This is a genomic window from Prosthecobacter fluviatilis (assembly GCF_055388355.1).
This window is the reverse complement of sequence record NZ_AP043782.1, coordinates 2,170,132-2,193,858: the sequence shown is the minus strand read 5'-3', so window position 1 is coordinate 2,193,858 and position 23,727 is coordinate 2,170,132. Positions and strand designations below refer to the sequence as shown.

Sequence of the window (23,727 nt, the reverse complement as noted above, 5' to 3'; positions counted from 1 at the left end):
ATCAGCGGGGCCATCCTTCGTCATTCGTTATTTTTGAGCCCACCTCCCGATTTTCCAACCACCCTGTTATGTCCCAACTCGATTCTACCTCTCAAGTGCTCCCGGCCACCGGCATGGAAAAGTTCTTGGAGGACAACATCCGCAAGATCATCTGGCTTTTCATCCTCGTGCTGGTGGGGCTTGGTGCCTTTGGCCTGATCCATCAGCAGAACAAAATGAAAGCCAAGGAGGCCGCCGAGGCCTTCACTGGGGCTAAGACAGTGGAAGACTGTGATCTCGTCATGTCACGCTACGCCGGCACCAATGCCGCCGCTAATGCGCTCCTGCTCAAGGCCGATCTCCTTTGGGAGCAAAACAAAAAGTCTTCCGCTGTGGAGGCGCTCAAGGAGTTCACCACCAAGGATGCCGGTCACCCCCTCGCGGTTTTTGCTCTCCTCGGTCTTGGTTCCAAGCTGGACGCCATGGGCGAAAGCAAAGAGGCTCAGGCGGTGTTTGAGCGCATCGTCAGTGAATTCGGTTCCACTGAGGCGGCCCCCATGGCCCAGGTGCGTCTCGGTGACCTGCTCTGGGCTCAGGGCAAGGCGGACGAGGCCAAGAAGGCTTACGAAGAACTTTCCGTGAAGTTCCCTGATATGGCTGAATACCAGGCCATCAGCCAGACTCGCCTGGGCTGGATTGCAGCATCGCTTCCAACCAAGGAAGTCGATCCTCCACCAGCGCCAAAAGTGGAGGCGAAGCCCTCTGCGGCACCTGGAATTCCGGGGCTCAAGCTGACAGCGCCAAGCAGCGGTGGCATTGGTGCCACCATCGCGCCTCCAGCAGCGCCTGCCATCCCATCTGCCCCGACCACACCTGCACCAGCGCCCAAGACGGAACCTGCGGTCCCCGCACCTGCGACACCCGCACCTGCGACACCCGCACCGACTCCTCCGTCTGCTGCTGCTGCTGCTCCAGCACCCGCGCCGACGCCTGCAGCCCCGGAAGCTCCAAAACAGTAGCGCACGGGCTCTTGAATGGCCCGCTGCCTGGCTTATTTTTCATCCCAACCCTCCAGCAACGACGGACAGTGATGTCCGTCGTTTCTTTTTTCAGTTTCAGGCCAGCCACTCTCCGATGGCAGCGATCACTTCTTCGCGCTGCGTCTCTGTGAGCTCGCCGTAAATCGGGATGCTTAGCACCTCTCCCGCCACCCGGTGGGAGACTTCGCAGCCTGAGAGCGATGCGGCAGGAAGATCGGCAAAGCACTTCTGCTGATCCAGCGTGACGGGATAGTAGATGTCACAGCCGATCTTTTTGGCCACGAGGTGGTCGCGCAGGGAGTCGCGTTGTCCGCCAAGTACGCGGATGGTGAACTGGTTCCAGATGTGCTCGTTGTGCGCGTAGCTCACGGGCAGCACGATCTTGGCATGCTGTGCGCTCAGCCAGGTGTCTTGCGTGCTCACACACTTGCAGTGCGTAGGATCCGCCTGCACCACGCCGGGCAGTTTTGAAAGCGCCTCGATGTAGTGCGCTGCATTGCGCTGGCGGTCGGCCGTGTATTGCGCATATCGTTTCAGCTTCACGCTCAGCAGGGCGCATTGCAGCGTGTCCATGCGGAAATTTCCACCCACGTAGTGGTGGTAGTACTTCGGCTTGCCGCCGTGCACGCGCAGCACACGGGCGTACTCGGCCAGTGCGTCGTCATTCGTCACCAGCATGCCACCGTCGCCAAAGCCGCCGAGATTCTTGCTGGGGAAGAAGCTGTAGGTGCCAAAGTCTCCCATCGTGCCGCTGCTGGTCCCACGATATTTGGCACCGATGGACTGCGCCGCGTCTTCGATGACCTTCAGTCCATGTTCCTTGGCCAGGGCCAGGATGGGAATCATGTCGGCACACTGGCCAAAGAGATGCACTGGAATGATGGCCCGGGTCTTTTCGGTGATCTTTTTCCGTGCGTCGTTCACATCCAGGTTGAAACAGATGGGGCACACGTCGGTGAAAACCGGCACGGCACCGAGGCGCGATACCGCTCCCGCCGTGGCAAAAAAGGTAAAGGCCGGGCACAACACCTCGTCACCGGCCTTGATGTCCAGCGCCATGAGCGCCAGCAGCAGCGCATCCGTGCCGGAGGAGACGGACAGCGCATGCTTCACCCCCACCATCTCAGCGACCTCCTTTTCAAACGTCTCCATCTCAGGCCCCATGATGAATCTGCCATGATGCAGCACCTGCGTGAAGGCGGCCTGGAGTTCGGATTCTAGGGGCAGGTTCTGGGCGTTGACGTCGAGAAGTGGGACGGGCATGGCGAATCAATGAATGACGAATGCCGAATGTGCCAGCGATTCCTTATTCGTCGAGCTTTGGCCAGCCGCCCACGTCATTTTGAGAGCGTACCACCGGCTGAAATCTTCTCTCCCTCACGCTGATGATCACACGCTGGTCCGCCGCATCTCGGGCGTGCGAGCATCCGGCGCTCTCCAGCACACGGCTTAGCACCTCGTCTGCGCTCTGCTTCGGGATTGGGGCAGGGGAGGTGAAGACGGGTGTCTCCTGCAGCTGCTTCAGGGCGTCCTCCATGAGGTTTTCACGCCCCTTGGTGTCGCTGAGACCCACCTGCTTTCGATCATCCACAAAGGCATGCACACCTGCATGCACCCCATGCTTCATCACCGCCTCGATGGCGGGCCGCTTTGGATCGCCAAGATACACATTGCCGATGAACTGGAAGGCATAACCCTTTGGCGTTGCCTCGTTCTTGTGGTCTTCGATGCCCGTGGTGTAGCGGGAGCCCGACTTCTGGTAGTCAAACATCACATTGTTTACCGCTTCCATCTGCACCGCGTAGTCATCGCCTTTGCGCATGTCGTTGGCCTCAAACTGCGGCCCCCGCATTACGTAGCGCGCAAAGAGGCAATGGTGTACGCTCAGGGTGTCCGCGCTGGAGTTGAAGCAGAAGGCGTGGTTGTCGCCATAGGGATGCAGCTCGGGATTGCTCAGCGGCTCGGCCAGCAGGCACCACTGCACCGTCACATTCTGGCAGTGCACCACGCTGAAAAGTTCATCGCAGCTCCAGGAGGTGGAGACGTGGTCGATGATCGCATCCCGGCAGCGTGTCAGGCCTATGCAGTCCAGCGCATTGGAGTGCTCCGGCCGCTTGAGGTTTCGTTCACGGTTTTTGCGCTTCGTCGTTTCATCCCCCAGTCGCACGCGGATGTTTCTCACGATGATGTCGTGCGTGTCTTTGAACTCCAGCGATCCGCCACGCAGGCACACGCCCATCCCTGGTGCATCGCCGCCATCAATGGTGATGAACGGCTCCCGGATCTCCACGGCATCTTGCAGCATGATCGTGCCCGCCACACGAAACTTCACCATCCGTGGTCCCTTCTGCATCACCGCCCAGCGGAAGGAACCCTCGGCTGGGTTTTTCAAATCGTCGTCCAGCCGGCTGACTTCGATGACTCTGCCGCCTTTGCCCCCCTTGGCGCAGGCTCCGAAACCGGCAGCGCCTTCAAAAGCAAGGTCTTCAACAGCAGGGGCTGTGACGGCCAGGCTGAGGCAAAGGAAAAAAACGAAGAGGCGCATGGCTTGCGGAAACTCCCGCTAAAGACCGCTTCTTCCAAATTTTCACTCTCACGGTACAGCTCTACATCCGCTCCGTCGTCTGGATGCCCAGCAGTCCGAGACCGGTCTTGAGCACACGGCCGGTGGCTTCGCAGAGCGTCAGGCGGGTGTTGCGCACGGTGCCTTCGGAGCGCAGCACATTGCAGGCTTCAAAGAAGGCATGGTAGGCAGATGCCAGCTCGTAGAGATAGTTGGCCAGCAGGTTCGGGCGGTGGTCGTCGAGGATGTCGTGGGAGTTCTCTGCAAACTGCGCCAGCTTCATCGCGAGGGCACGCTCAGCAGGCTCCGTGATGGCGAGATCGTCTGTCAGCGTGACAGCTCCATCCAGCTTGCGGAAGATGCTGCGCGTGCGCACGTAGGCGTTGATGAGGTAGGGGGCGGTGTTGCCTTGCAGGGACAGCATTTTGTCCCAGCTAAACTTGTAATCGGTGAGACGGTTCTGGCTGAGCTCGGCGTATTTGACGGAGCCACCGCCGATGATGCGGGCAATCTCGTCTTTCTCAGCATCGCTCAGCCCCTGCTCCTTTTCATCAGCAGCAGCGCGGGCGCGCTCGATGGCTTCATCAATCACCTCCAGCAGGCCCACGGTCTCGCCGCTGCGTGTCTTGAACATCTTGCCGTCTGGTCCCAGGATGCTGCCAAAGGCGATGTGGATCATCTTGGTGGTCACACCACGGCGCTGCGCGGCGGCGAACACCTGGCGGAAGTGCAACTGCTGCGGGGCGCCGACGACGTACCAGATTTCGTCCGCCTTCCATTCCTTCACGCGGTAGTCGATGGTGGCGAGATCGGTGGTGGCGTAGAGAAAGCCGCCGTCGCCCTTGCGGATGATGCAGGGCGCGGCCTTCCACTCGTCTTTCTCACGGATCAGGAATGGATCGTTTTCCGGCTTCACGCTGCCGTCGCTGAAGACCACCGTAGCGCCATCGCTGATGGTGGCGATGCCCTGGTTCAGCATGTCGGCCACCAGCGGAGCCAGGGCGTCATTGTAGAAGCTCTCACCGAGGTAATAGTCGAACTTGATGTCGAGCGCGCCGTAGACTTTTTCGAGCTGTTCGAGCGTGAGACGCACGCATTCCTTCCAGATGCCGAGGTTTTCGGCGTCGCCCTGCTGGAGCTTCACGAGTTCGCCTTTGCAGATTTCGAGCACGGCTTCATCCGCTTTCGCGGCGGCGTTGACGGCTTTGTAAACGCTGACGAGTTCATGGATCGGGTCCGCCTTGAGCTTCTCCTGATCGAGCTGCGTCTTCCAGCCGTGTATGATCATGCCGAACTGCGTGCCCCAGTCGCCGACGTGGTTGTCGGTGATGACCTTGTGGCCGATAAAGCGCGCCACACGGGCCAGCGAGTCGCCAATGAAGGTGCTGCGGATGTGGCCCACATGCATCGGTTTGGCGATGTTTGGTGCGGAAAAATCCACCACGATGGTCTTTGCCTGCGCCACCGGCGGCACGCCCACATGGTCATCTTTCACGATCACGGAGAGCCTCTCCGCCAGTGCGGCGGCGCTGAGCGTCAGGTTCAGGAAGCCGGGGCCGTCCACCGTCACTTTCTCACACAGGTCCTCCACCTGCAGCGCCGCCTTGATCTGTTCTGCCAGCGCACGTGGGTTTGTCTTGAGCTGCTTGGCCAGAATCATCGCCGCATTGCTTTGGTAGTCGCCAAAACGTGTGTCGGATGCGATGACGACACCTGGGGTGAAACCTTCAGGCAGATCAATGCCGGCGGCCGAGAAAGCTGCCTGGAGACGGGACGTGAGGAGGGCGCGAAACATGGGCGCGCATTTTGAATGCCGAATGGCAAAAGTCGAACGCGGAATTAGATCCGCCTGACCTCGTCGGCGCTTGTCAGCGTGTGGGAGCTTCCATCTGGAAATTCAAGAATGAGGTGCCCCTCCTCGTTCAAATCCAGCACGCGGCCAAAAACCTCACCATGGGGTGCCCGGGCCCGGATCTGGCGGCCGATCAGCCAGCTGCGCTTTCTCACTTCAGAGACGGCAGCGCTGAAACCGTCTTCAATTTCCTGAAACTCAGCATGAAGGCAGGCCAAAAGACGGCTTGCAAGAGAGTTGCGGTCTATCTCGCGGAGCGCAGCCGGCTGCAGTTGCTGCAGCAGTGAGGTGGCGCAGATCTCACTTGGGAAATCCAGCGTGTTAACATTCAAGCCTATGCCCAGCACGATTTTCATCCCCTCACGGGTGGAGACGGTCTCCGCCAGCAAACCGCTGATCTTGCGGTCTTTCAGATAGATGTCATTCGGCCATTTGATGAGCGGCTGCAGCGGCAGCTCGGCCTCGATGGCCTTGCAGATGGCCAGCGCCGCCAGCGTGGTGATGCGTGGCCATTTCTCCATGCCTGCCGCAGGCTTCATGAGCAGGGAAAACATCAGGTCTTTGCCACGTGGGGCGATCCAGCGGTTCTCCCGGCGGCCACGGCCTGCTGTTTGAGACTCCGCGAAGACCACGGTGCCCGCAGGCAGGGTCTCGGCATTCTGTTTGAGCCAGTCACTCGTGGAGCCCACTTCTTGCAGCACGGTGATGTCCCATGGCACCGTTTCGTCCTGCAGCATGCTGCCATCGAGCGGGATCATGCGCGTATCCGATGTGGGTCACTTGCCTCTCCGTGCTGGTGCAGCTCATCATGGTCTCCCTGGCATTCGAGGTGAGTGGTGATCAGCACCGGATTTGCCACACTGGCCTGCACGGCGTTTTCGATCTCGGTTGCGATTCGGTGTGCGTCTCGCAGCATGATGTCATCGTCAAACAGCAGATGAACCTCCACATAGTGCATTTCACCGGCATCCCGGTGGCGTAACGCATGAAAATGGAGGCCGTGTTTCTCCGTCTCGCGGCGCAGTGCCGCATCCAGTGCGGCATTGAGTTCTGGATCGGCCGTATCCATGAGCCCGCCGATGCTCTGGCGCATGAGGCCATACCCGGTCCAGATGATGTTGGCTGCCATGAGGAGCCCGCAGATCGAGTCCCAGCTGTGCCACCCTGTCAGCGCCACGAGCCCCAGGCCGATGATGGCCCCCAGGCTTGTCCAGACGTCCGTCAGCACATGCTTGCCGTTGGATTCAAGGATCAGCGAGCCCTGCTTTTTTCCTGTTCGGATGAGATACGCGCCGAGTGCGGCATTGATCACAATCGTCAGCGCGGTGAGAGTCAGCCCCTGATCCAGGTTTGCAGGAGGCAGATGCAGCAGCAGGCGCCGCACTGACTCATAAATGATGAAAAGGGCTGCCAGGATAATGAGCCCCCCTTCGATACCGGCGGAAAAAAACGCGATCTTGCTGTGGCCGTAGGGATGGTCTGTGTCCGCAGGCTTGTGCAGCAGGCCCAGGCTGAACGTCGCAAACATCACGGCGGCCACGTGGACGACCGACTCCGCCGCATCTCCGAGGATCGCCGCCGAGCCGGTCAGCACATAGGCCCCCATTTTGAGCACAAGCATCAGGAACCCCACGGCGAGCGAAAGCCGCATGGCACGCGTGGCGTCTGAGGTTGTGCTCATGAAAGGTCAGTCTCGGAGCAGCAGCTCGACAGTTGCTGGCACATCGGCAAACGATTCGACGCAGCGCCAGGGATTCAGGGCACTGAGCTCGGCATGAGAATACTGGCCGGTCGCCACCGCGAGGCACTTGGCACCAAAGGCTTCGGCGCAGCGGATGTCCTTCGGGGTGTCTCCAATCACGATGACATCGCTGATGTCATAGGTCGTACCGGTGGCCTCCTGCATGCGTTGCAGCGCCACCGGGCCCAGCTGGTTGCGGTCATGGTGGTCGCTTCCAAAACCGCCTTCGATGAAGTGATCGTAGATCCCATGGCGGGAGAGCTTGATGACCGCGCCGCGTTTCACATTGCCGGTGAGCAGGCCCAGATGGGCCTCGCTTTCACCGCGCAGGGCCAGCAGCAGATCATTCACTCCCGGCAGGGTGTGGCCGCTGAAATCCTCCGCCTGCAGGCGGCGCTGGAGATGTGACAGGTAGCGGTCGAGAAACGCAGTCACCTCCTCGGGCGTGTGGCTGCGGTTCATGTGGCCAAACACATCCATCGCAATCGCAGGATCGGTGGCACCGGCCAGCTGCAGCGGCGGCAGCTGCTCACGCTGAATGCCGAAGTGCTCCTCGGCAGCGTCCAGAATAGCCGCACCACCAGCACCGTTGCTGTCGATCAAAGTGCCGTCGATGTCGAAAAGTAGCAGTCTTGCCATCTCAATGAGGCTTGGAGGCTGCGGCGGGCTTGTGGGCGGCGCCACCGGTGTTGGACGGGGCGTACTTGGCCACCAGGAAGGCTCCGCTGGCAGCCATCAGGCAGCCAAGGATGAAGGGGACCGGCAGTGACTTGAAGCCGCCTTCCGGTGGATGCATGAGCATCGCGGTGATGGTGTTGATCACCGGTGCGCCGGCAAAGACAATAGGCATGACTGCAGCAGCAGCAGCGACACCGAAGCCGCCACCACCTTTGATGATCGGAGTGGCTGCAGCACCCAGGGCGAGGACCAGGGTCAGCGCACCCAGCGCCCCTGCCATGCCGGCCACCAGACTGAGGGGGATGCCATTGCCGGTCTCTCCCGTAAAGCTCCAGTTGGTGCCACGGGCCTTCAGCACGACTGCCGTCACGACGCCAATGATCGCATACGCGATGCAGACAAAGAGGAAGGCCTTCAGGCTGGCATTCGGCGTCTCAGCCCCCATCGGCATTTTGGAGCGCGCCGCGTGAAGAATGACTCCGTAAACGCCCCAGGAGAGCACGGTGAGGAGAGCGTAAATGAGCCAGGTCTGCATGATTTTGGTTTGGGGTTGGGAGTTCACGGAGGTGGGGTGGGGAAAGCAATGACTTGCCTTGAGAAAACGCCTGTCACAACGGCTTTGTTCACTTTTTGTCCCGCCTCTGCAGCAGCTCCGGCGGGGCTGCCTCGATCTTGTCGCGGAAGCGCTGCGGGATCACCACGGCCTTCATCTGGCCGGTGGCTTTGTCCTTGCGCACACAGGCGGCGGTGATGCGGCCTTCGGCGGCCAGGGTGCCGTCCAGCTTCCAGAAACGGATGAAATGACGGATGACCTTGCTGCGCACTTCCTCCACCAGCAGCTCACATTCAAACTCCTCCTCCACACGCAGCGGAGACATGTAGTCGCAGGAGGCGTGTACGCGCGGCCAGCCGACGCGCTCCTCACCTTCCGCCGGTTTGTCCACAATGGAGAAGCCCAGGCTGCGGAAGAAGGCATGCTCCACCCTCTCCATGTAGCGGAAGAAATTCGAGAAATGGACGATGCCGGCCATGTCGGTGTCGGAGAACTGGACGCGCTCGATGCAGGTGAAACGGTGGGCCATGAGGCGGCATGCTTAACCGCTGAACGCACGATTCTCAAACACTCATCCACGGGCCTCAAATCTCCGGCGGCGGCAGGGCAGGGAGCATGAGTCTGCGGTCCATGCCGCCAAAGGGCTGGATAAAGGAGCCGCTGAGCGCATTGTTGTAGCGCCTTTTCTGCAGCGGGTAGAGCCGGGCATAGGTGGCGCGGAGGCGCTGGCGCAGGGGCTCATTGGCAGCTGTAGGCGGCAGCTTGCCCACCTCCTGCCGCAAAAAGTTCAGGCTCTGCAGCACATTCACATAGCGCACGTCCTCCGGCCCCGAAGGGGTTAAGTCCTTAAATCCATAATGCGCGATGATGACGGTGCGGGCGCCACGTGGCCCCAGAAACGGAGCCGCCATGCGTTCAGGACCGAAGTCATCATAGCTCAGTGTGAGGGATTGTCCGGAGAAGGCGCGGCTCAGCCCGCCCGCAGTGCAGCCTGAGAGGAGCACCACTGGCAGCAGCCATAGCAGCAGGGAGCGTGATTTCATGACCATGTCTCTTCGGGTTAGGTTGTGTGGGAGATGACAGCAGGCTCGCACCCCTGGGCCTCCCGCATTTTATGCGCGGACTCGATCACCACATGCGCGGCTTCTTCAGCATCGGCCTTGGTGTTAAATCGGCTGAAGGAAACGCGCAGCGTGCAGGCTGCATCGCGGGCGCTCACCCCCATGGCCTCAAGCACATGCGAGGCATGCAGCGCTCCGGTGTGGCACGCGGAGCCGGCAGAGCAGGCGATGCCCGCCTGATCCAGCAGAATGAGCATCCCGGCCGCATCCAGCCCGGGCAGGCAGAGCGAGCTGGTAGTGTGCAGCCGGTGCGTCAGGCAGCCGTGGATGCGTGTTTCAGGCAGCGCTGCATGGATCAGGTGCTCAAAACGGTCTCGCAGAGTCTTCAGCCGGCCTTTGGTGCCATCCTCCAGGTGCAGGCGTGCCAGCTCGGCCGCCATTCCGAGCGCGACGATGCCTGGCACGTTTTCGGTGCCGCCCCGGCGCTCATTTTCCTGGCCCCCGCCCATCAGCAGCGGTTCAAAGCGTACGCGCTGGCTGGCATACAGGGCGCCGATTCCTTTGGGGGCATGCATCTTGTGCCCGCTCAGGCTCAGGAAATCGACCGGCGTCGTCTGCACATCGAGATGGATTTTGCCCGCCGCCTGCACCGCATCCGTATGCACCAGGGCGCCGGCGGCATGCGCCAGCGAAACAATCTCATTCATCGGGGCGACGACACCGGTTTCATTGTTCGCCCACATGATGGAGACCAGCGCCGTGATCCCTGGCCGCAAGAGCGTGCGCAGCGCATCTAGATCTACCCTGCCATCCGGGTGCACGGGCACGGTTACGACTTTTCCCCCGTCTGCCTGCCAGCGCCGGGTGGACTCGAGCACGGCTGCATGCTCCGTGCCTGAGATCACGATTTCAGGCTTTTCAGGCCACAGTGCGCGCACAGAGGCGTGCACGGTGTTGATGGACTCTGTGGCCCCGCTGGTAAAGATGATCTCGCCCGTGCTGGCGCCCAGCAGCGCTGCCACCTGGGCGCGAGCTCCCTCGAGCGCCCGTCGCACCCTGCGCCCGCCGGCGTAGCTCGCGGAAGGGTTGGCGTAGTGCTCGCGCAGAAACGGCAGCATCGCCTCCAGCACTGCTGGATCGACCGGCGTGGTGGCGTTGGCGTCGAGGTAGATCACAGCCGGAAGGTCGGACTGCGATTCCCGCTGTCAATCCCCCTTCCTGCACTCGACAAGCCGCTTCCTCCCGCTAACCTCCCTCCCCCTATGCTCGACATCCGCCTTATCCGTGACAATCCAGACCAGGTCAAACAGCGCCTCGCCAATCGCAGCGGCGACTTCGCCTCATTGGTGGATGAAGTCATCAGCATCGACACTCAGCGCCGTGCCGCTGAAACCGAGCGCCAGAAACTCCAAAGTGACCGCAACCGCATCAGCAAGGAGATCGGCATCGCCAAGAAGAAAGGTGAGGACACCACCTCTATCGAAGCTGAGGTGCGTGGCATCGGCAGCCGCATCGAGGAAATCGGCCGCGAAGCCGATGCGGCAGACATCCGCCAGCGCGACATCCTTCTCAGCATTCCCAATCTCCCGCATGAAGCCTGTCCCGTGGGCGGCAGCGCGGAGGAAAATCCTGAGGTGCGTGTCTGGGGCACAAAGCCAGCCTTTGATTTTCAGCCGAAGGATCATACGGCTCTCGGAGCGGCTCTCGGCATGCTCGACTTCGAAGCCGGTGCCAAAATCTCCGGCAGCGCTTTTGTGGTTTACCGTGGTGCAGGCGCTCGTCTGGAGCGCGCCCTCATCAGCTTCCTGCTCGACCTTCACACCACACAACACGGCTACGAGGAAATCAGCCCGCCGCTACTTGTGAAATCGGAGTGCCTTGTTGGCACCGGACAGCTCCCAAAATTTGGAGACCAGGTCTATCACAGCGCCACGGATGATCTCTATCTCATCCCTACCGCAGAGGTGCCGGTGACGAATCTCCACCGCGATGAAATCCTGCCGCTCGAAAAACTTCCCGTAAATTACGCAGCCTACACGCCCTGCTTCCGGCGCGAGGCTGGCAGCGCAGGCCTCGGCACCCGCGGGCTCATTCGCATGCACCAGTTCGACAAGGTCGAACTCGTTAAGATCACCACGCCAGAAACCAGCATGGCGGAGCTGGAAAGCCTCACCGCCAATGCTGAAAAAGTGCTTCAGCTTCTCGGCCTGCACTATCGCGTGATCGAGCTCTGCACCGGTGACATCGGCTTTGGTTCAGCCAAAACCTACGACATCGAAGTCTGGGCTCCGGGGCAGGGCACCTACCTCGAAGTCTCCAGCTGCTCAAACTTCGGCGACTATCAGGCCCGTCGCATGAACCTGCGCTACAAGGATGAAAACGGCAAAAACCGCGTCCCCCACACGCTCAATGGCTCCGGCACGGCACTGGCGCGTCTGTTTGTCGCCCTCGTCGAAACCTACCAGCAGGCTGACGGAACTATCCGCATTCCAGAGGCCCTGCGCGGCCACTTTGGCTCCGAAAAAATCGGCTGAGGCCTATGAAACACGCCTGCGCTCTGCTGATTTTGCTGGTCTCCGCCCGCATGGCCTGCGCGCAGGCGCCAGGCGTGCCGGTGTATTCGGAAGGCCGGGGCGCACGGCCGAATGCCGTTCTCACAGACCAGGCGAAAAAGCTGCAGGCTGCTTCGGAGCTGCTGTCGATGACCAAAGCTCTCGAGCAGGCGCAGCGCACCCAGTGTGTCATCGCCCTGCCTGCTGCTGATTCCAAGCCCCTCTCGCCACGCGAGCGCTGGCAGCGGGCGCGCATGGCACACCTTCGTGTGGGGCAGCTCTATTTGTGCTCCAAGTGTGACAAGTGGCATCTCGATCTGTCAGGCGGCTATGCCCTGACGGCAGACGGCACGGTGGCCACTTGCGCTCATGTGATTGCCCCGCCTCCCAGCATGAAGGAAGGCTGGCTTGTTGCTGCTACGGAAGATGATGTGATATTGCCTGTCATCGAGGTTCTTGCATGCAACGCCGCGACTGACTGCGCCATCCTTCGGGTGAAGTCAGACCGGCCGCTCACACCGCTGCCTCTCAGCCTGGACGTGAGTCCGGGGGATGCCGTGTGGTGTTTCAGCGACCCAGGAGGCAAACGCGGCTATTTCAGCGAGGGCATTGTGAGCCGCTTCGTGAAGCGCCCCTTCATGACCAAAAAAGAAGCAGGCAAACTGCCGGAAGGCACAGAGCTTCCCAAGCCGGTCTGGCTGGAGACAACCACCGACTGGGCGCCAGGATCCAGCGGCTCGGCGCTTGTTGACCAGTTTGGCAATGCCGTGGGGCATGTCTCCGAAATCCAGACCGTTCTCGAAGAGTCCCTGCCTGCGCGGAAAAGAAAAAATGAGGCCACAGTCAGCCAGCAGTTGGGCACCCAGATCGTGTTTCATCAGGCCATTGGTGCCGTGGAAATCCTGGCGCTTGTGAAAAAGCCCTGATCATTTTCCGCAACTTCGGCGCGCTGCGTGGGTTCGATGCTTCACCCCTAAAGCATCATGGTCGGCAGCCCACATCACATTCTATCCTCTTTCCGCCCAGTAAAGAGCGCCACTGTCGGCTGTGCCTCTCCACTTGATGACCTGCCGGCGCTGATCACACGGACAAACATCCACTTCCAGGCCCTGGTGGAGCGCATGCTCAGGGAGCTCCGGCTGGACGGGTTGCTGCAGCCTGGCATGGCTCCGGTTCTCTTTGCGCTCTATGAGCAGGATGGCTGCATTATCAAGGAGCTCGCAGCCCGCACCCAGCGTTCGGCATCAGCGCTGAATTCTCTGCTGGGCCGTCTGAAAAAATCAGGTCTGGTCACCATGAGCCCTTGTCCGCAGGATGGTCGTGCAGTGCGGGTGCGCCTCACGGCGCTGGGCCTTGAAATCGAGCCCCGTGTCCGCGAGCTCCATCATCGTGTGCTCGCTGCGGTGGAGCACGGATTGGCGCCTGACGAGGCAGTGCAGGTCTCAGGAATCCTGCTCCGCATCATCACCGCTCTGCAGCAGGATGACGCCCTTCAGCATTCGTTTTTGACGGGCCATCCCAACCACCGCCGCACTCATTCATGAAACACATCGCCTGCATCCTTCTGATGGCGGCCTCCTGCTCCCTCCTCCGGGCACAGCAGCCGCGACTTCCCGCCGGAGTCAGAGAGATCCATGATCTCACCTATGTCGAAGGCGGTCATGAGCGGCACAAGCTGGACCTCTATCTGCCGGAGAAAGCCGAAGGCCCACTGCCTCTTATCATCTGGGTCCATGGAGGCGGCTGGCAGAATGGCAGCAAGGAGGGCTGCCCACCCCTGCGTGCCGGTTATGTCGCGCAGGGTTATGCGGTGGCCAGCATCAACTACCGTCTCAGCGGTCATGCCGTTTTCCCCGCGCAGATCGAGGACTGCAAGGCCGCCATCCGCTGGCTGCGGGCGCATGCCAAGGAGTATTCGCTCAATCCTGAGCGCTTCGGCGTCTGGGGCAGCTCGGCTGGCGGGCATCTGGTGGCGCTGATCGGCACCAGCGGAGATGTGAAGGAGCTCGACGTCGGGGCAAATCTCGACCAGTCAAGCCGCGTGCAGGCGGTGTGCGACTACTACGGGCCGACGGACTTCACCGTCTTCGTCACCACACCGGGATATGAGAGTCATGCCACGGATGCTTCACCCGAGGCGAAACTCATCGGCGGGGCTGTGATGCAAAACAAAGACAAGGCCGCCCGCGTCAATCCGATCACCTATGCCACCAGGGATGATCCTCCTTTCCTCATCGTGCATGGCGACAAGGACCCCACCGTGCCGATCAATCAGAGCCAGCTCTTGTTTGATGCGCTCAAGCAGTCGGAGGTCAGCGTGCATTTTCACACGATCCACGGTGCCGGACACGGCGGACCGGGTTTTGCCGGCAAAAACATCGACGACATGGTCAGTCAGTTCTTCGCCGAGCGTCTGAAAAACAATTCGGCAAAGGTTGAAGCCCTGACCACCGAAAGCACTGCGGATGCGGCGATGATGCAGCGTGATCCGCGCAAAGGCACGCCTCCAACCGGCGGTCGGCGTGGCATTCCCTGGGAGGTCATCACTGGCCGCGACGACAAGGACAGGGACGGCAAGGTCAGCAAAGAGGAGTTCAGCGGTCCGCCTCAGCTCTTTAAGGCGCTTGACCTAAATAACGACGGCCTGCTGGAAAAAACAGAGCATGAGGCCTTTTTGAACCGTCCCGGTCCACGCCCATGAGGGGGCGAAATTTCGCTTCCCAAGCGATTTTTGAACCATTAACATCTCCTGAACTCCAACAGGACATGCACCAGCATCGCATCACTTTCGCCTTGGCTGCTCTTCTAACCCTAGCCTCGGGCATCTCCTCAAAAATCCGTGCGGAAGGAGACTGGAGCATCAAAAGCGCGGAGCGGCCCAAGGTCGCCATCTATGCTGAGGATGTGACGGTGGATGGCACCCGGCGCCCTGATCTGGGCCGGGCGCTGGCAGACAGCCTCAGCACCCACCTGCTGCGCCGCGGTCAGATGCGTGTCTTTAACCTGACCACTCAGGAAACCACCACAGGCACCCAGACGCTGGCATTGCCCAAGGCTGCGCCAGACAAAGGGCCCGCACTCGGAAAGGACATCGACTACCTGCTCAGCTTCAATCTGTTTTCGAATGCCAGCGAGCATCGCTTGACCGTCAAAAAGACACGCGTCTCCGATTCGGAGCTGATCGACTCATACCAGTTTTTCAAGTATGGCCGGGTGAGCGATGTGTTTGCCCTCGTCGGGAAAATCGTTGAGCGGGTGGATCCGTTGCCCGTCCGCCACAGCTTCCCAGTCACACAATCTCCCGCCGCCATTCGGGCTGCACAGCCAGACCCCACTCCCTATCAGCGGCTCTGGACTGGCGACTACGCCAATCCTGCCAGCCTCGCCTACGACCCCTGGCGCGCGCACAATGTGGCCCAGTATGACCTCAAAAATGTGCCGAAAGCGCTCACCTACCAGGAGCTCGGCTCCATTCAGCACATCGACACCACCTGGAGGTTTACCGTCGTCAAGCCCGTGCAGGGCGTGCAGCTGCGCTCCCGCGACCCGCTCCACGTTCTCTACGACGAAGGGGACGTGTATGCCAATCTCCGCGTCGGCACCGTGGAGCGTGAAGGCGTCATCGCCGATTACGGCGGCATGACCCCCGAGCATCACAAACTGTTTAACGGAGACAAGGTTTTTGGCTGGTACGCTCCGCCTCAGGAGAAAGCGGCAAACGCGAAGTAGGGTTGATATGGCTTTGGCGTGGGCTATTGGCTCAGTCGCCAAAATCCCGCCCGCATGCTGCAGCTCTCTCAGGTTCTCCTTCCCGTCGATCACCAGGATGACGATCTGCGTCGTGCCGTGGTGAAACAGCTGGCCGTACGTGACGAAGACGTGATCAGTCTCAAGGTCAAGCAGCGGGCCATCGACGCACGGCGCGGCCATGTCGAGTTCAGCTTCACCCTTCTTGTCGAAGTGAAGGACGAGGCTCGCGTGCTCAGGCGCATCGGCAAAAATCCCCGTATCGGCCCCGCTCCGGAGGAGGTCTATCAGCAAGTCGCACAAAGCGCGGCGCGTCCGGACTCTGCACGTCCGGTGATCGTTGGCACCGGGCCTTGCGGCCTGTTTTGCGGCCTGCTGCTGGCCCGTGCCGGGCTGAAGCCCATTCTTCTGGAGCGTGGCAAGGCGGCCGGAGATCGTGCACGCGATGTGACCGGCTTCTGGCGGCGCGGCTGGGATTTCAATGCGGAATCAAACGTGCAGTTTGGCGAAGGCGGTGCCGGCACTTTCTCGGATGGCAAGCTCTATACTCAGATCCGGGACCGTGAGCACCGCATTCCCTGGCTGCTGCGTGAAATGGTGGCCGCCGGAGCCCCGGAGGATATTTTGATCAAAAGCAGACCCCACATCGGTACGGACCGTCTCATCAAGGTGGTGCGCCATGTGCGTGAAGAAATCATCGCCCTCGGCGGCGAGGTGCGTTTCAGCGCCCGCGTGGCCGATGTGGTGATCGAAAACGGTGTCATGCGGGCGGTGACCCTGGCAGGCGGAGAGACTATCGAAGGCTCATGCTTCATCTTTGGCATCGGCCACAGCTCGCGGGACACCTTTTCCATGCTGCACCGGCATGGCGTGCCGTTTGAGGCCAAGCCCTTTTCCATCGGGGTGCGCATTGAGCACCCGCAAAAATTGATCGACCGCAGCCTCTACGGCAAATGGGCCGGTCATGCACGGCTTGGCTCAGCACCCTACAAGTTCGTCGCCCACTGCGGCACCGGGCGTGCGGCCTACAGCTTCTGCATGTGTCCCGGCGGGCTCGTCGTGGCGGCCACTTCAGAGCCGGGCATGGTGGTGACCAACGGCATGAGCAGCTACGCGCGTGCAGAATCGAATGCCAACAGCGGCTTCATGGTGGATGTGCGGCCCGAGGACATGCCGGCGGGGGATGTTCTGAGCGGCATCGAGTTTCAGCGCAATCTTGAGCGCCGGGCCTTCGTGCTCGGCGGGGGCAACTATCACGCCCCGGCGCAGCTGCTCGGTGATTTCCTCGCAGGTCGTGCCTCGACCGGGCCCGGCAAGGTGCTGCCCTCCTACGAGCCTGGGGTCGTCTGGTCAAATCTGTGCGAAGTGCTGCCCGAATACACGGTCGAGACCCTTCAGGAGGCCATCCCCCGCATCGAAAAAAACCTCCCTGGCTTTGACCTTGAGGATGCGGTGCTCACCGGGGTCGAGACACGCAGCTCCTCGCCAGTGCGCATTCCGCGTGATCCTCAGACCCTGGAGTGCACCGGGGTGAGGCATTTTTATCCTGCCGGAGAAGGGGCGGGCTATGCAGGCGGCATCATTTCCGCTGCTGCTGACGGCATGCGCGTGGCCGAGGCGATTTTACGCCAGGGCTGAGCGAATGTGCTCCAGCACCCCGCGGCACCCGTCCTCCAGAAGATCCAGCACCAGCTCAAATCCCTGCTCTCCGCCGTAGTAGGGGTCCGGCACCTCGCTTTCCTGGTGGTCCGTGCAGAATTCACAAAACAAACGAATCTTTGAATCGAACTGGGAGTCCCGGTCATAAGCCCGGACGTCCTTCAGATTTTGCCGGTCCATGACAAGCACAAGGTCATACTCTCGCAAATCGGCTTCGGTGACCTGCCGGGCGCGGCTGCTGAGATCATAGCCCCGATTTTGTGCTGCAGTGCGCATCCTTTGGTCGGGCAGTTTGCCCGCATGCCAGCCCTGCGTGCCTGCCGAGCGGATCAAAACACGGTCAGCAAATCCTTTAGTTTCGACCAGCGCCCGCATGACACCTTCTGCCGCAGGGGAGCGGCAGATGTTTCCCAGGCAGACGAAAAGCAGGCGAAAGGGGGCGGCCATTGCTGGAGCTAGGCCAGCACCGGCCTTCGCACAAACAAAAAACACCCCCTGTCTGCAAGGGATGCCCGGCATCCCCCCAGGAAGATTTCTTTTCTTGAGAATGACTCTTTGGTTGAGGCGTAGTTTGAGCACGCTATCTGCTATTTATTAAAACCTTAACCCCACGCCCTCATCCATGTCTGTAGTATCCAAAGGTCTCGAAGGAATCGTAGCTGCTGAAACCCGTCTCGGGGAAGTCAAAGGCGCCGAAGGCGTGCTTTTTTACTGCGGCTATGACATCAACGAACTCGTCAAAGTCAGCTACGAGGAAGTCGTCCATCTGCTCTACTACAACAAGCTCCCCAACCGCGCGGAACTGGAAAAGCTGACCACCGCGCTGCGTGCTGAGCGTGAGCTTCCCCAGGGGGTCATTGATTTCCTCAAGTCTGCGCCAAAGACGGCCAAGCCCATCGACATCATGCGCACGGCAGTTTCCATGCTCGGCTGCTACGATTTGAAGCGCCATGACATCGAGGTCAGTGAAAACCTGGCAAACGCCATCCGTCTCACCTCGCAGATCGGTGTCATCGCCGCCTACTTCCACCGTGCACGCCAGGGGCTGGAACTGCCCCCCGTGCGCAAGGACCTCAGCGAAGCTGCCCACTTCCTGTATTTGATGAACGGCGAAGTGCCCAGCAAGGAGGCTGAAAAGACCCTCGACATCGCCTACATCCTGCATGCCGAGCACGGCTTCAATGCCTCCACCTTCACGGCCCGTGTGGTAGCCTCCACCCTCAGCGACATGTTCTCCGCCATCAGCGCCGCTATCGGCGCGCTCAAAGGTCCCCTGCACGGCGGTGCCAATGAAGGCGTCATCCACATGCTGGAAGAGATCGGCAGCCCCGACAAGGTGGACGCCTGGGTCGCAGACGCCCTGGCCCAGAAGAAGAAAATCATGGGCATCGGCCACCGTGTTTACAAGGTCCTCGATCCCCGCGCCCCGCATCTTCGTGAGATGGCCATCCAGCTCACCAGCCAGCTGGGCGAGTCCAAATGGATCCAGATGTCTGAGCGCATCGCCCAGATCATGCGCGAGCAGAAAAACCTCAACGCCAACGTCGATTTCTACAGCGCCACGGTTTACTACAGCCTGGGCATCCCGACCGATCTTTTCACCCCGATCTTCGCCATCGCCCGCATGAGCGGCTGGACCGCCCACGTGCTGGAGCAGTGGAGCGAAAACCGCCTCTTCCGCCCGCTCAGCGAATACGTCGGCAAGCCTTATGGCCAGAAGGTCGTGCCGATCGACGAGCGCTGATTGAGGCCGCCGGTACGGGCTGAAAGGACGAATTTTGCATGCTGCAAAGGTGGCAAATCTCACGGTTTGCCACTATGCTTGGCACTTTTATGCGTCTTCTCCCAACCATCGGGGCCGTCGCTGTGACGCTATGCACGCAGCTGATGGCCCAGCCAGCCACGCGTCTTGTGTGGCAGCCGGTGCAGGAGTATTTCATTCATCGTGATGAGCGGCAGCAAGTCCTCGCCGGAACCAAGCGGCTGAACTCGTTCACCGCTTACACCCACATCGGCACAGACTTCGGCTTCCACGGGCCTGCCGAGCACGAGATCGAATGGCTCACGGACGAAATCGTGGTGCACCTCAGCCAGGAGCCCGATGCCTGGGCCGGCATGTGGCACAGTCTGGCCGGGCAGGCGCGTAATCCGGCCCGGGTGATGGATTTTACACATGCCTACCCCGAGCAGATAACCACCAAGTTCCAGCCCCGGGTCACGGCGGTGATGCTTCGGGCCGCAGGGCAGGGCAAGATCAAGCTGGAGATCAAGTCCCCCACCGATGAAACGCGCTGGACGCAGATGATCGAGCTCAATGAGCCGCAATACCGCATGTTTGTGTATCCGGTGGCTCCTGAGTCCGTGCGCGATGGAAAAACCATCGTGTGGACGGCCGAGCCCGGTGCAGAGGTCAAAGTCTCAGGCCTCTTTCTCGGCGTTGAGCTGCCCCAGATGCCCTGGGACATTTATGCCTTCCTCGCCTCGTATGCGAAGATCGCGCGCTGTTACTCCATTGGCACAGGCTTTGTGCGTGACCGTGCTCACATTGAGGAGGGCGCTTTTGAATCCGTCTCCGCCACCGGCATGTATGTGCTCGCCTCGGCGGCCGCGGCTCAGGAGCCGCTCGGCATCGTGACGCCGGATTACGCGCGCTGGGTGCTCACCCGCACCCATGAGGCCATGAAAAAGCTCAGGACCGGGCGTGGCCTGCTGCCCCATTTTGTCCACCGTCACGGTCATGAAAACGCCTACTCCATCCATCCGGGCACCGAGTTCAGCACCGTGGACACGGCGATCTACGCACAGTCCATGCTGCTTGCAGCCCTCATGCTGGATGTTCCGGCAGTTGCGGAAGACCTGATCCTGCAGATCAAGGAGATCGATTTCGACCTGCTGCATTTGCCCGACGGTCATCTTTCCCATGGCCTTGCCGAAGACGGTGTCTCCCTCCTCCCGCATGGCTGGCAGGACTGGGGCGGGGAAACAACCCTGGTGATGCTCTTGGAAGGCATCGCCAATCCCGCACACCGTCCTCCTCCGATGCGCACTCCGGGCAAGGCATGGCAGGGCACCGGCTTCATCACCGAGCTCCAAAGCTTGTTTTTTCCCGATTTCGACAGCGACATGCCAGACCTCCACGACGGTGTGCGCTGGCTCAGCGTGCGTCGCGCCATGCTCGGCGCCCAGCGTGCCTACATCCCCAAGCGCTGGCCCCAGTCAGACGCCGCACGCCACGGCATCTACGGTCTTTCCGCCGGCGAAAATCAGGCGGGCAACGGCTACTACGTGGGCGGCGTTGACCTCCCGGGCCAGAAGCTCATCCATCCCCACTACATACTGATGTCCGCCACGCTCAATCCGCAGGCCTCGGAGACCTATGCCTTGCTGGAGCGCATGGAAAAGGCCGGTTACTTCCCTCCTTGGGGCATGGTCGAAAATCTCAATGTGGACGGCCGCAGCTACCTGCCCATGGAAGGCTCGCTGAATGCCGGTTTTGAGGCTCTCAGCGCCTATCACCTGTTTGCCAGACATCGCAATGTGACTGACGCCATCTACGCTGCCAGCCAGAAGAGCCCGCAAATTCGCCGTGCCATGCAGCTTTTTTACCCCACCCCGGTCAGGCCTGCGGGCTCTGACAAGGAGGCCGCTTCGCAGTAGCAGTGCTCAAAGCTAGGCCTTGCTCCCATGCCCATCCCCGGTTAACTGCTCCGTCACATGTTTGTAGATCAAATCAAAGTTCACGCACGGGCCGGTAAAGGCGGTGATGGCAGCGCGCATTTCCATCGCGGAAAATTTCGTCCCAAGGGTGGCCCTGACGGCGGAGACGGCGGGAACGGCGGCAGCCTCATCCTGCTGGTGGATCCCAGCACCGACAGCCTGCGCAATTACGTCTTCAACAACCGCCTCATCGCCGAAGACGGTGCCAAGGGCGGTGCCACGCAGTGCACCGGCCGCAGCGGCAAGGACGTGATCTACAAGGTTCCCCCCGGCACGCTCGTCAGCCGTGTCATCCAGGAATACGACAACGAAACCAACGAACTCGTCACCCGCTATGAGCCGGTGGCTGACCTCACAGAGACAAACTCCACCTATGTCCTCTGCAAAGGCGGCAAGGGAGGGAAGGGGAATGTACACTTCAAGACCTCGACCCATCAGGCCCCGCGTGAGTTTACCCCCGGCACTCCCGGCGAAGAGGGGGACTTTCACTTCGAAATGCGCAGCATCGCGGATGCCGGATTCGTCGGAGCCCCGAATGCGGGCAAGTCCACGCTGCTCTCCAAGCTCAGCGCCGCCAAGCCGAAGATCGCCAATTATCCCTTCACCACGCTGCAGCCCATGGTCGGCGTGATCGAGTTCGGCCCCAACCGCCGCGGCAGCCTGGCGGATATTCCCGGTCTGATCGAAGGCGCGCATGAAAACATCGGCCTGGGTCATGATTTCCTGCGCCACATCATGCGCTGCCGTGTGCTCCTTTTTGTGGTCGATACCGCAGGCACCGAGGGCCGCGATCCCGTTTCTGATCTCGAAATCGTGCGCAAGGAAGTCTCCCTCTACTCCAAAGAGCTGGCCAAACGCCCCTGGTGCATCATCGCCAACAAGATCGACCTCCCAGAGAGCCAGGAGAATCTGGCCAACTTCAAGGAGCGCTTCAAACGCATCAAAATCCACCCCGTTTCCGCCGAGACCGGCGAAGGCCTCGACAAGCTCCGCAAGTGGCTCGACGAGAAGATCGGGCAGGATGTCGAGTGGTGATCTCCATGAGTTTGAGCCGCTCCAATCTCTGCTGGCTGGTTCTGGCGTTGATCACAGCGGGTTACCTGTTCTTTTGGGCGCTGTTGCTCGGCGCCACCGCCACGTACAGCACACCGGACTCCTGGCTCCACGTGCTGCGGTCGCCGGAGATACGGCATGCCTCGCTGATGAGTCTTCTCACATGCACGCTCGCGGCCGCTTTTGCACTGCTGCTGGCTGTGCCGGTGGGCTACCTGATGTCACGGCTGGAGTTTCGTGGCAAGGCATGGCTGGACGCTGCGCTGGATATTCCCATCATCCTTCCCCCTCTGGTTGTTGGGCTCTGCTTGCTGATTTTTTTCCAGACGCAAATCGGTAAGATAGTCGAGAACGGTGTCAACAAAGGCGATTGGATTTACATCCTCCGTAGTTTGGACGACCAAGGTAAGGAGTTGTGGGCATGGAAGTTCCGCGCACCGGTTTCTATTCCAGGCATCATGCAGTTTACCTACCAGATTGCTGGCGTAGTGCTCGCTCAGTTCGTCGTGGCCGCAGCCTTCGCCATCCGCACCATGCGCGGCACCTTTCAGCATCTCTCCGCAAGGCCGGAGGAGGTGGCCCTGACCCTTGGCTGCACACGTTTCCAGTCGCTCTGGCATGTCGCACTGCCAGCGGCGCGGCGGGGCATGGTGGCGGCGTTTTGCATCGCCTGGGCGCGCAGCCTGGGGGAGTTCGGGCCCATCCTCGTCTTTGCCGGAGCCACCCGCATGAAGACAGAGGTGCTGCCGACGACAGTCTGGCTGGAGCTCAGCGTGGGAAATCTCGAAGCGGCTGTGGCGGTCAGCTTGTTCATGGTGCTGCTGGCCGTGCTGGTGTTGGTGGCGGTCCGTGCCACGGGGGAAAAAGTATGATCCAGCTCGAAAACATTTCCTGGAGCATTCCCGGCCGCACCATCCTCCGGGAGGTGAATGCGGACATCCCTTCCGGCGCTTATGCCGTGCTCATGGGCGCCACCGGCTGCGGTAAAACCTCGCTCTTGGAAATCATCTGTGGCCTCAGGGCACCGGCTTCGGGCCGCGTGCTGCTCGACGGCGTGGACGTGACCCGTTTGGAACCTCGCGAGCGTGGCATTGGGTATGTTCCGCAGGATCTGGCGTTGTTTCCGGGCCTCTGTGTTCGCGAGCAGATCGGTTTTGCTCCCAAATTGCGTGGTTTGCCTCCGGTCGAAATCAGCCAGCGTGTGTGTCGCCTTGCAGAGCAGTTTGGCATCACCCCTTTGCTGGATCGTCAGCCAGACATGCTTTCCGGTGGGGAGAAGCAGCGTGTGGCCCTGGCGCGTGCACTGGCGGCCCAGCCCAGGCTTCTGCTGCTTGATGAGCCCCTCTCTGCACTGGATGAAGGCATGCGCGCCGAGGCGGCCTCCCTCCTGCAGCACGTGCAGCAGCAGCATTCCCTCACCGTTTTGCACGTCACCCACTCCCGCAGCGAAGCCGCTGCGCTCGGCTCCCTGCACCTGCGCATGGTCGCAGGACGGCTGGAGGTGGAATAGAGGCCCCGAATTGCACTGTGAG

General features: G+C 60.9%; 23 protein-coding genes. 12 read left to right on the top strand and 11 right to left on the bottom strand.

Features of this window, described 5'->3' with window-relative positions:
* The first annotated feature begins 68 nt into the window (after nucleotides 1-68).
* The gene (locus ACZ5WW_RS08500) at nucleotides 69-998 is read left to right on the top strand and encodes a tetratricopeptide repeat protein (protein ID WP_377165197.1); all 930 of its coding nucleotides are present in this window, start codon (nucleotides 69-71) and stop codon (nucleotides 996-998) included.
* Nucleotides 999-1,094: 96 nt separating this feature from the next.
* On the opposite strand, the gene ACZ5WW_RS08495 is transcribed toward ACZ5WW_RS08500, so the two are convergent.
* From ACZ5WW_RS08495 to ACZ5WW_RS08450, 10 genes are all read right to left on the bottom strand, one after another.
* On the bottom strand, nucleotides 1,095-2,282 hold the full coding sequence (locus ACZ5WW_RS08495) for a DegT/DnrJ/EryC1/StrS family aminotransferase (protein WP_377165199.1): 1,188 nt from the start codon (nucleotides 2,280-2,282) through the stop codon (nucleotides 1,095-1,097).
* A gap of 43 nt (nucleotides 2,283-2,325) precedes the next feature.
* On the bottom strand, nucleotides 2,326-3,564 hold the full coding sequence (locus ACZ5WW_RS08490; RefSeq protein WP_377165201.1) for a hypothetical protein: 1,239 nt from the start codon (nucleotides 3,562-3,564) through the stop codon (nucleotides 2,326-2,328).
* A gap of 61 nt (nucleotides 3,565-3,625) precedes the next feature.
* Nucleotides 3,626-5,377 carry an arginine--tRNA ligase gene (gene argS / locus ACZ5WW_RS08485; protein WP_377165203.1) on the bottom strand — a complete coding sequence of 584 codons (1,752 nt, stop codon included), beginning with the start codon at nucleotides 5,375-5,377 and terminating at the stop codon, nucleotides 3,626-3,628.
* Nucleotides 5,378-5,421: 44 nt separating this feature from the next.
* On the bottom strand, nucleotides 5,422-6,192 hold the full coding sequence (locus tag ACZ5WW_RS08480; RefSeq protein ID WP_377165205.1) for a biotin--[acetyl-CoA-carboxylase] ligase: 771 nt from the start codon (nucleotides 6,190-6,192) through the stop codon (nucleotides 5,422-5,424).
* Entirely contained in the window at nucleotides 6,189-7,115 is a 927-nt protein-coding gene (locus tag ACZ5WW_RS08475; RefSeq protein ID WP_377165207.1) for a cation diffusion facilitator family transporter, read from the bottom strand. The genes ACZ5WW_RS08480 and ACZ5WW_RS08475 overlap by 4 nt, the downstream gene beginning before the upstream one ends.
* Nucleotides 7,116-7,121: 6 nt before the next feature.
* Nucleotides 7,122-7,814 carry an HAD family hydrolase gene (locus ACZ5WW_RS08470; RefSeq protein WP_377165209.1) on the bottom strand — a complete coding sequence of 231 codons (693 nt, stop codon included), beginning with the start codon at nucleotides 7,812-7,814 and terminating at the stop codon, nucleotides 7,122-7,124.
* Nucleotide 7,815: 1 nt separating this feature from the next.
* Entirely contained in the window at nucleotides 7,816-8,415 is a 600-nt protein-coding gene (locus ACZ5WW_RS08465) for a hypothetical protein (protein ID WP_464694234.1), read from the bottom strand.
* Nucleotides 8,416-8,476: 61 nt separating this feature from the next.
* On the bottom strand, nucleotides 8,477-8,935 hold the full coding sequence (locus tag ACZ5WW_RS08460; protein WP_377165213.1) for an acyl-CoA thioesterase: 459 nt from the start codon (nucleotides 8,933-8,935) through the stop codon (nucleotides 8,477-8,479).
* Nucleotides 8,936-8,990: 55 nt separating this feature from the next.
* A complete protein-coding gene (locus ACZ5WW_RS08455; RefSeq protein WP_377165216.1) occupies nucleotides 8,991-9,449 on the bottom strand; it encodes a hypothetical protein in 459 nt (152 codons plus the stop codon).
* Between the two features lie 17 nt (nucleotides 9,450-9,466).
* Entirely contained in the window at nucleotides 9,467-10,642 is a 1,176-nt protein-coding gene (locus ACZ5WW_RS08450; protein WP_377165219.1) for a cysteine desulfurase family protein, read from the bottom strand.
* Between the two features lie 87 nt (nucleotides 10,643-10,729).
* On the opposite strand from ACZ5WW_RS08450, the gene serS reads away from it, so the two are divergent.
* The 6 genes from serS to ACZ5WW_RS08420 all read left to right on the top strand — a co-directional run bounded on the left by serS (nucleotide 10,730) and on the right by ACZ5WW_RS08420 (nucleotide 17,404).
* Nucleotides 10,730-12,001, top strand: a complete 1,272-nt coding sequence (serS, locus tag ACZ5WW_RS08445) for a serine--tRNA ligase (RefSeq protein WP_377165221.1) — start codon at nucleotides 10,730-10,732, stop codon at nucleotides 11,999-12,001.
* 5 nt (nucleotides 12,002-12,006) lie between these two features.
* Nucleotides 12,007-12,945 (top strand): S1 family peptidase, encoded by a 939-nt coding sequence (locus ACZ5WW_RS08440; protein WP_377165223.1) that lies wholly within the window; start codon nucleotides 12,007-12,009, stop codon nucleotides 12,943-12,945.
* A 57-nt stretch (nucleotides 12,946-13,002) separates the two neighbouring features.
* A complete protein-coding gene (locus ACZ5WW_RS08435; protein WP_377165225.1) occupies nucleotides 13,003-13,563 on the top strand; it encodes a MarR family winged helix-turn-helix transcriptional regulator in 561 nt (186 codons plus the stop codon).
* A complete protein-coding gene (locus tag ACZ5WW_RS08430) occupies nucleotides 13,560-14,720 on the top strand; it encodes an alpha/beta hydrolase fold domain-containing protein (RefSeq protein ID WP_377165227.1) in 1,161 nt (386 codons plus the stop codon). The genes ACZ5WW_RS08435 and ACZ5WW_RS08430 overlap by 4 nt, the downstream gene beginning before the upstream one ends.
* Nucleotides 14,721-14,812: 92 nt before the next feature.
* Nucleotides 14,813-15,748, top strand: a complete 936-nt coding sequence (locus tag ACZ5WW_RS08425) for a hypothetical protein (RefSeq protein WP_377165229.1) — start codon at nucleotides 14,813-14,815, stop codon at nucleotides 15,746-15,748.
* Nucleotides 15,749-15,802: 54 nt separating this feature from the next.
* Nucleotides 15,803-17,404, top strand: a complete 1,602-nt coding sequence (locus ACZ5WW_RS08420; protein WP_377165231.1) for an NAD(P)/FAD-dependent oxidoreductase — start codon at nucleotides 15,803-15,805, stop codon at nucleotides 17,402-17,404.
* Here ACZ5WW_RS08420 and ACZ5WW_RS08415 read toward each other — a convergent pair.
* Nucleotides 17,390-17,872: a low molecular weight protein-tyrosine-phosphatase gene (locus ACZ5WW_RS08415; RefSeq protein WP_377165233.1), complete on the bottom strand. Its 483-nt coding sequence runs from the start codon at nucleotides 17,870-17,872 to the stop codon at nucleotides 17,390-17,392. The genes ACZ5WW_RS08420 and ACZ5WW_RS08415 overlap by 15 nt on opposite strands.
* 175 nt (nucleotides 17,873-18,047) lie before the next feature.
* On the opposite strand from ACZ5WW_RS08415, the gene ACZ5WW_RS08410 reads away from it, so the two are divergent.
* From ACZ5WW_RS08410 to ACZ5WW_RS08390, 5 genes are all read left to right on the top strand, one after another.
* Nucleotides 18,048-19,169 carry a citrate synthase gene (locus tag ACZ5WW_RS08410; RefSeq protein WP_377165235.1) on the top strand — a complete coding sequence of 374 codons (1,122 nt, stop codon included), beginning with the start codon at nucleotides 18,048-18,050 and terminating at the stop codon, nucleotides 19,167-19,169.
* Between the two features lie 89 nt (nucleotides 19,170-19,258).
* Nucleotides 19,259-21,082 (top strand): hypothetical protein, encoded by a 1,824-nt coding sequence (locus tag ACZ5WW_RS08405; protein WP_377165237.1) that lies wholly within the window; start codon nucleotides 19,259-19,261, stop codon nucleotides 21,080-21,082.
* 57 nt (nucleotides 21,083-21,139) lie between these two features.
* Complete coding sequence (gene obgE / locus ACZ5WW_RS08400; RefSeq protein WP_377165239.1) at nucleotides 21,140-22,177, top strand: GTPase ObgE; 1,038 nt, start codon at nucleotides 21,140-21,142, stop codon at nucleotides 22,175-22,177.
* Complete coding sequence (locus tag ACZ5WW_RS08395; protein WP_464694233.1) at nucleotides 22,138-23,067, top strand: ABC transporter permease; 930 nt, start codon at nucleotides 22,138-22,140, stop codon at nucleotides 23,065-23,067. Before obgE ends, ACZ5WW_RS08395 begins: the two co-directional genes overlap by 40 nt.
* On the top strand, nucleotides 23,064-23,705 hold the full coding sequence (locus ACZ5WW_RS08390) for an ATP-binding cassette domain-containing protein (protein WP_377165243.1): 642 nt from the start codon (nucleotides 23,064-23,066) through the stop codon (nucleotides 23,703-23,705). Before ACZ5WW_RS08395 ends, ACZ5WW_RS08390 begins: the two co-directional genes overlap by 4 nt.
* Nucleotides 23,706-23,727: the final 22 nt, after the last annotated feature.

What these genes read in the sequence shown, in the direction of transcription:
- ACZ5WW_RS08500 (WP_377165197.1), top strand. Translation starts at nt 69, where the DNA reads ATGTCCCAACTCGATTCTACCTCTCAAGTGCTCCCGGCCACCGGCATG.
- ACZ5WW_RS08410 (WP_377165235.1), top strand. Translation starts at nt 18,048, where the DNA reads ATGTCTGTAGTATCCAAAGGTCTCGAAGGAATCGTAGCTGCTGAAACC.
- ACZ5WW_RS08405 (WP_377165237.1), top strand. Translation starts at nt 19,259, where the DNA reads ATGCGTCTTCTCCCAACCATCGGGGCCGTCGCTGTGACGCTATGCACG.
- ACZ5WW_RS08475 (WP_377165207.1), bottom strand. Translation starts at nt 7,115, where the DNA reads ATGAGCACAACCTCAGACGCCACGCGTGCCATGCGGCTTTCGCTCGCC.
- ACZ5WW_RS08480 (WP_377165205.1), bottom strand. Translation starts at nt 6,192, where the DNA reads ATGATCCCGCTCGATGGCAGCATGCTGCAGGACGAAACGGTGCCATGG.
- ACZ5WW_RS08390 (WP_377165243.1), top strand. Translation starts at nt 23,064, where the DNA reads ATGATCCAGCTCGAAAACATTTCCTGGAGCATTCCCGGCCGCACCATC.
- ACZ5WW_RS08470 (WP_377165209.1), bottom strand. Translation starts at nt 7,814, where the DNA reads ATGGCAAGACTGCTACTTTTCGACATCGACGGCACTTTGATCGACAGC.
- ACZ5WW_RS08460 (WP_377165213.1), bottom strand. Translation starts at nt 8,935, where the DNA reads ATGGCCCACCGTTTCACCTGCATCGAGCGCGTCCAGTTCTCCGACACC.
- serS (WP_377165221.1), top strand. Translation starts at nt 10,730, where the DNA reads ATGCTCGACATCCGCCTTATCCGTGACAATCCAGACCAGGTCAAACAG.
- obgE (WP_377165239.1), top strand. Translation starts at nt 21,140, where the DNA reads ATGTTTGTAGATCAAATCAAAGTTCACGCACGGGCCGGTAAAGGCGGT.
- ACZ5WW_RS08415 (WP_377165233.1), bottom strand. Translation starts at nt 17,872, where the DNA reads ATGGCCGCCCCCTTTCGCCTGCTTTTCGTCTGCCTGGGAAACATCTGC.
- ACZ5WW_RS08495 (WP_377165199.1), bottom strand. Translation starts at nt 2,282, where the DNA reads ATGCCCGTCCCACTTCTCGACGTCAACGCCCAGAACCTGCCCCTAGAA.
- ACZ5WW_RS08420 (WP_377165231.1), top strand. Translation starts at nt 15,803, where the DNA reads ATGCTGCAGCTCTCTCAGGTTCTCCTTCCCGTCGATCACCAGGATGAC.
- ACZ5WW_RS08490 (WP_377165201.1), bottom strand. Translation starts at nt 3,564, where the DNA reads ATGCGCCTCTTCGTTTTTTTCCTTTGCCTCAGCCTGGCCGTCACAGCC.
- ACZ5WW_RS08430 (WP_377165227.1), top strand. Translation starts at nt 13,560, where the DNA reads ATGAAACACATCGCCTGCATCCTTCTGATGGCGGCCTCCTGCTCCCTC.
- argS (WP_377165203.1), bottom strand. Translation starts at nt 5,377, where the DNA reads ATGTTTCGCGCCCTCCTCACGTCCCGTCTCCAGGCAGCTTTCTCGGCC.
- ACZ5WW_RS08435 (WP_377165225.1), top strand. Translation starts at nt 13,003, where the DNA reads ATGGTCGGCAGCCCACATCACATTCTATCCTCTTTCCGCCCAGTAAAG.
- ACZ5WW_RS08440 (WP_377165223.1), top strand. Translation starts at nt 12,007, where the DNA reads ATGAAACACGCCTGCGCTCTGCTGATTTTGCTGGTCTCCGCCCGCATG.
- ACZ5WW_RS08455 (WP_377165216.1), bottom strand. Translation starts at nt 9,449, where the DNA reads ATGAAATCACGCTCCCTGCTGCTATGGCTGCTGCCAGTGGTGCTCCTC.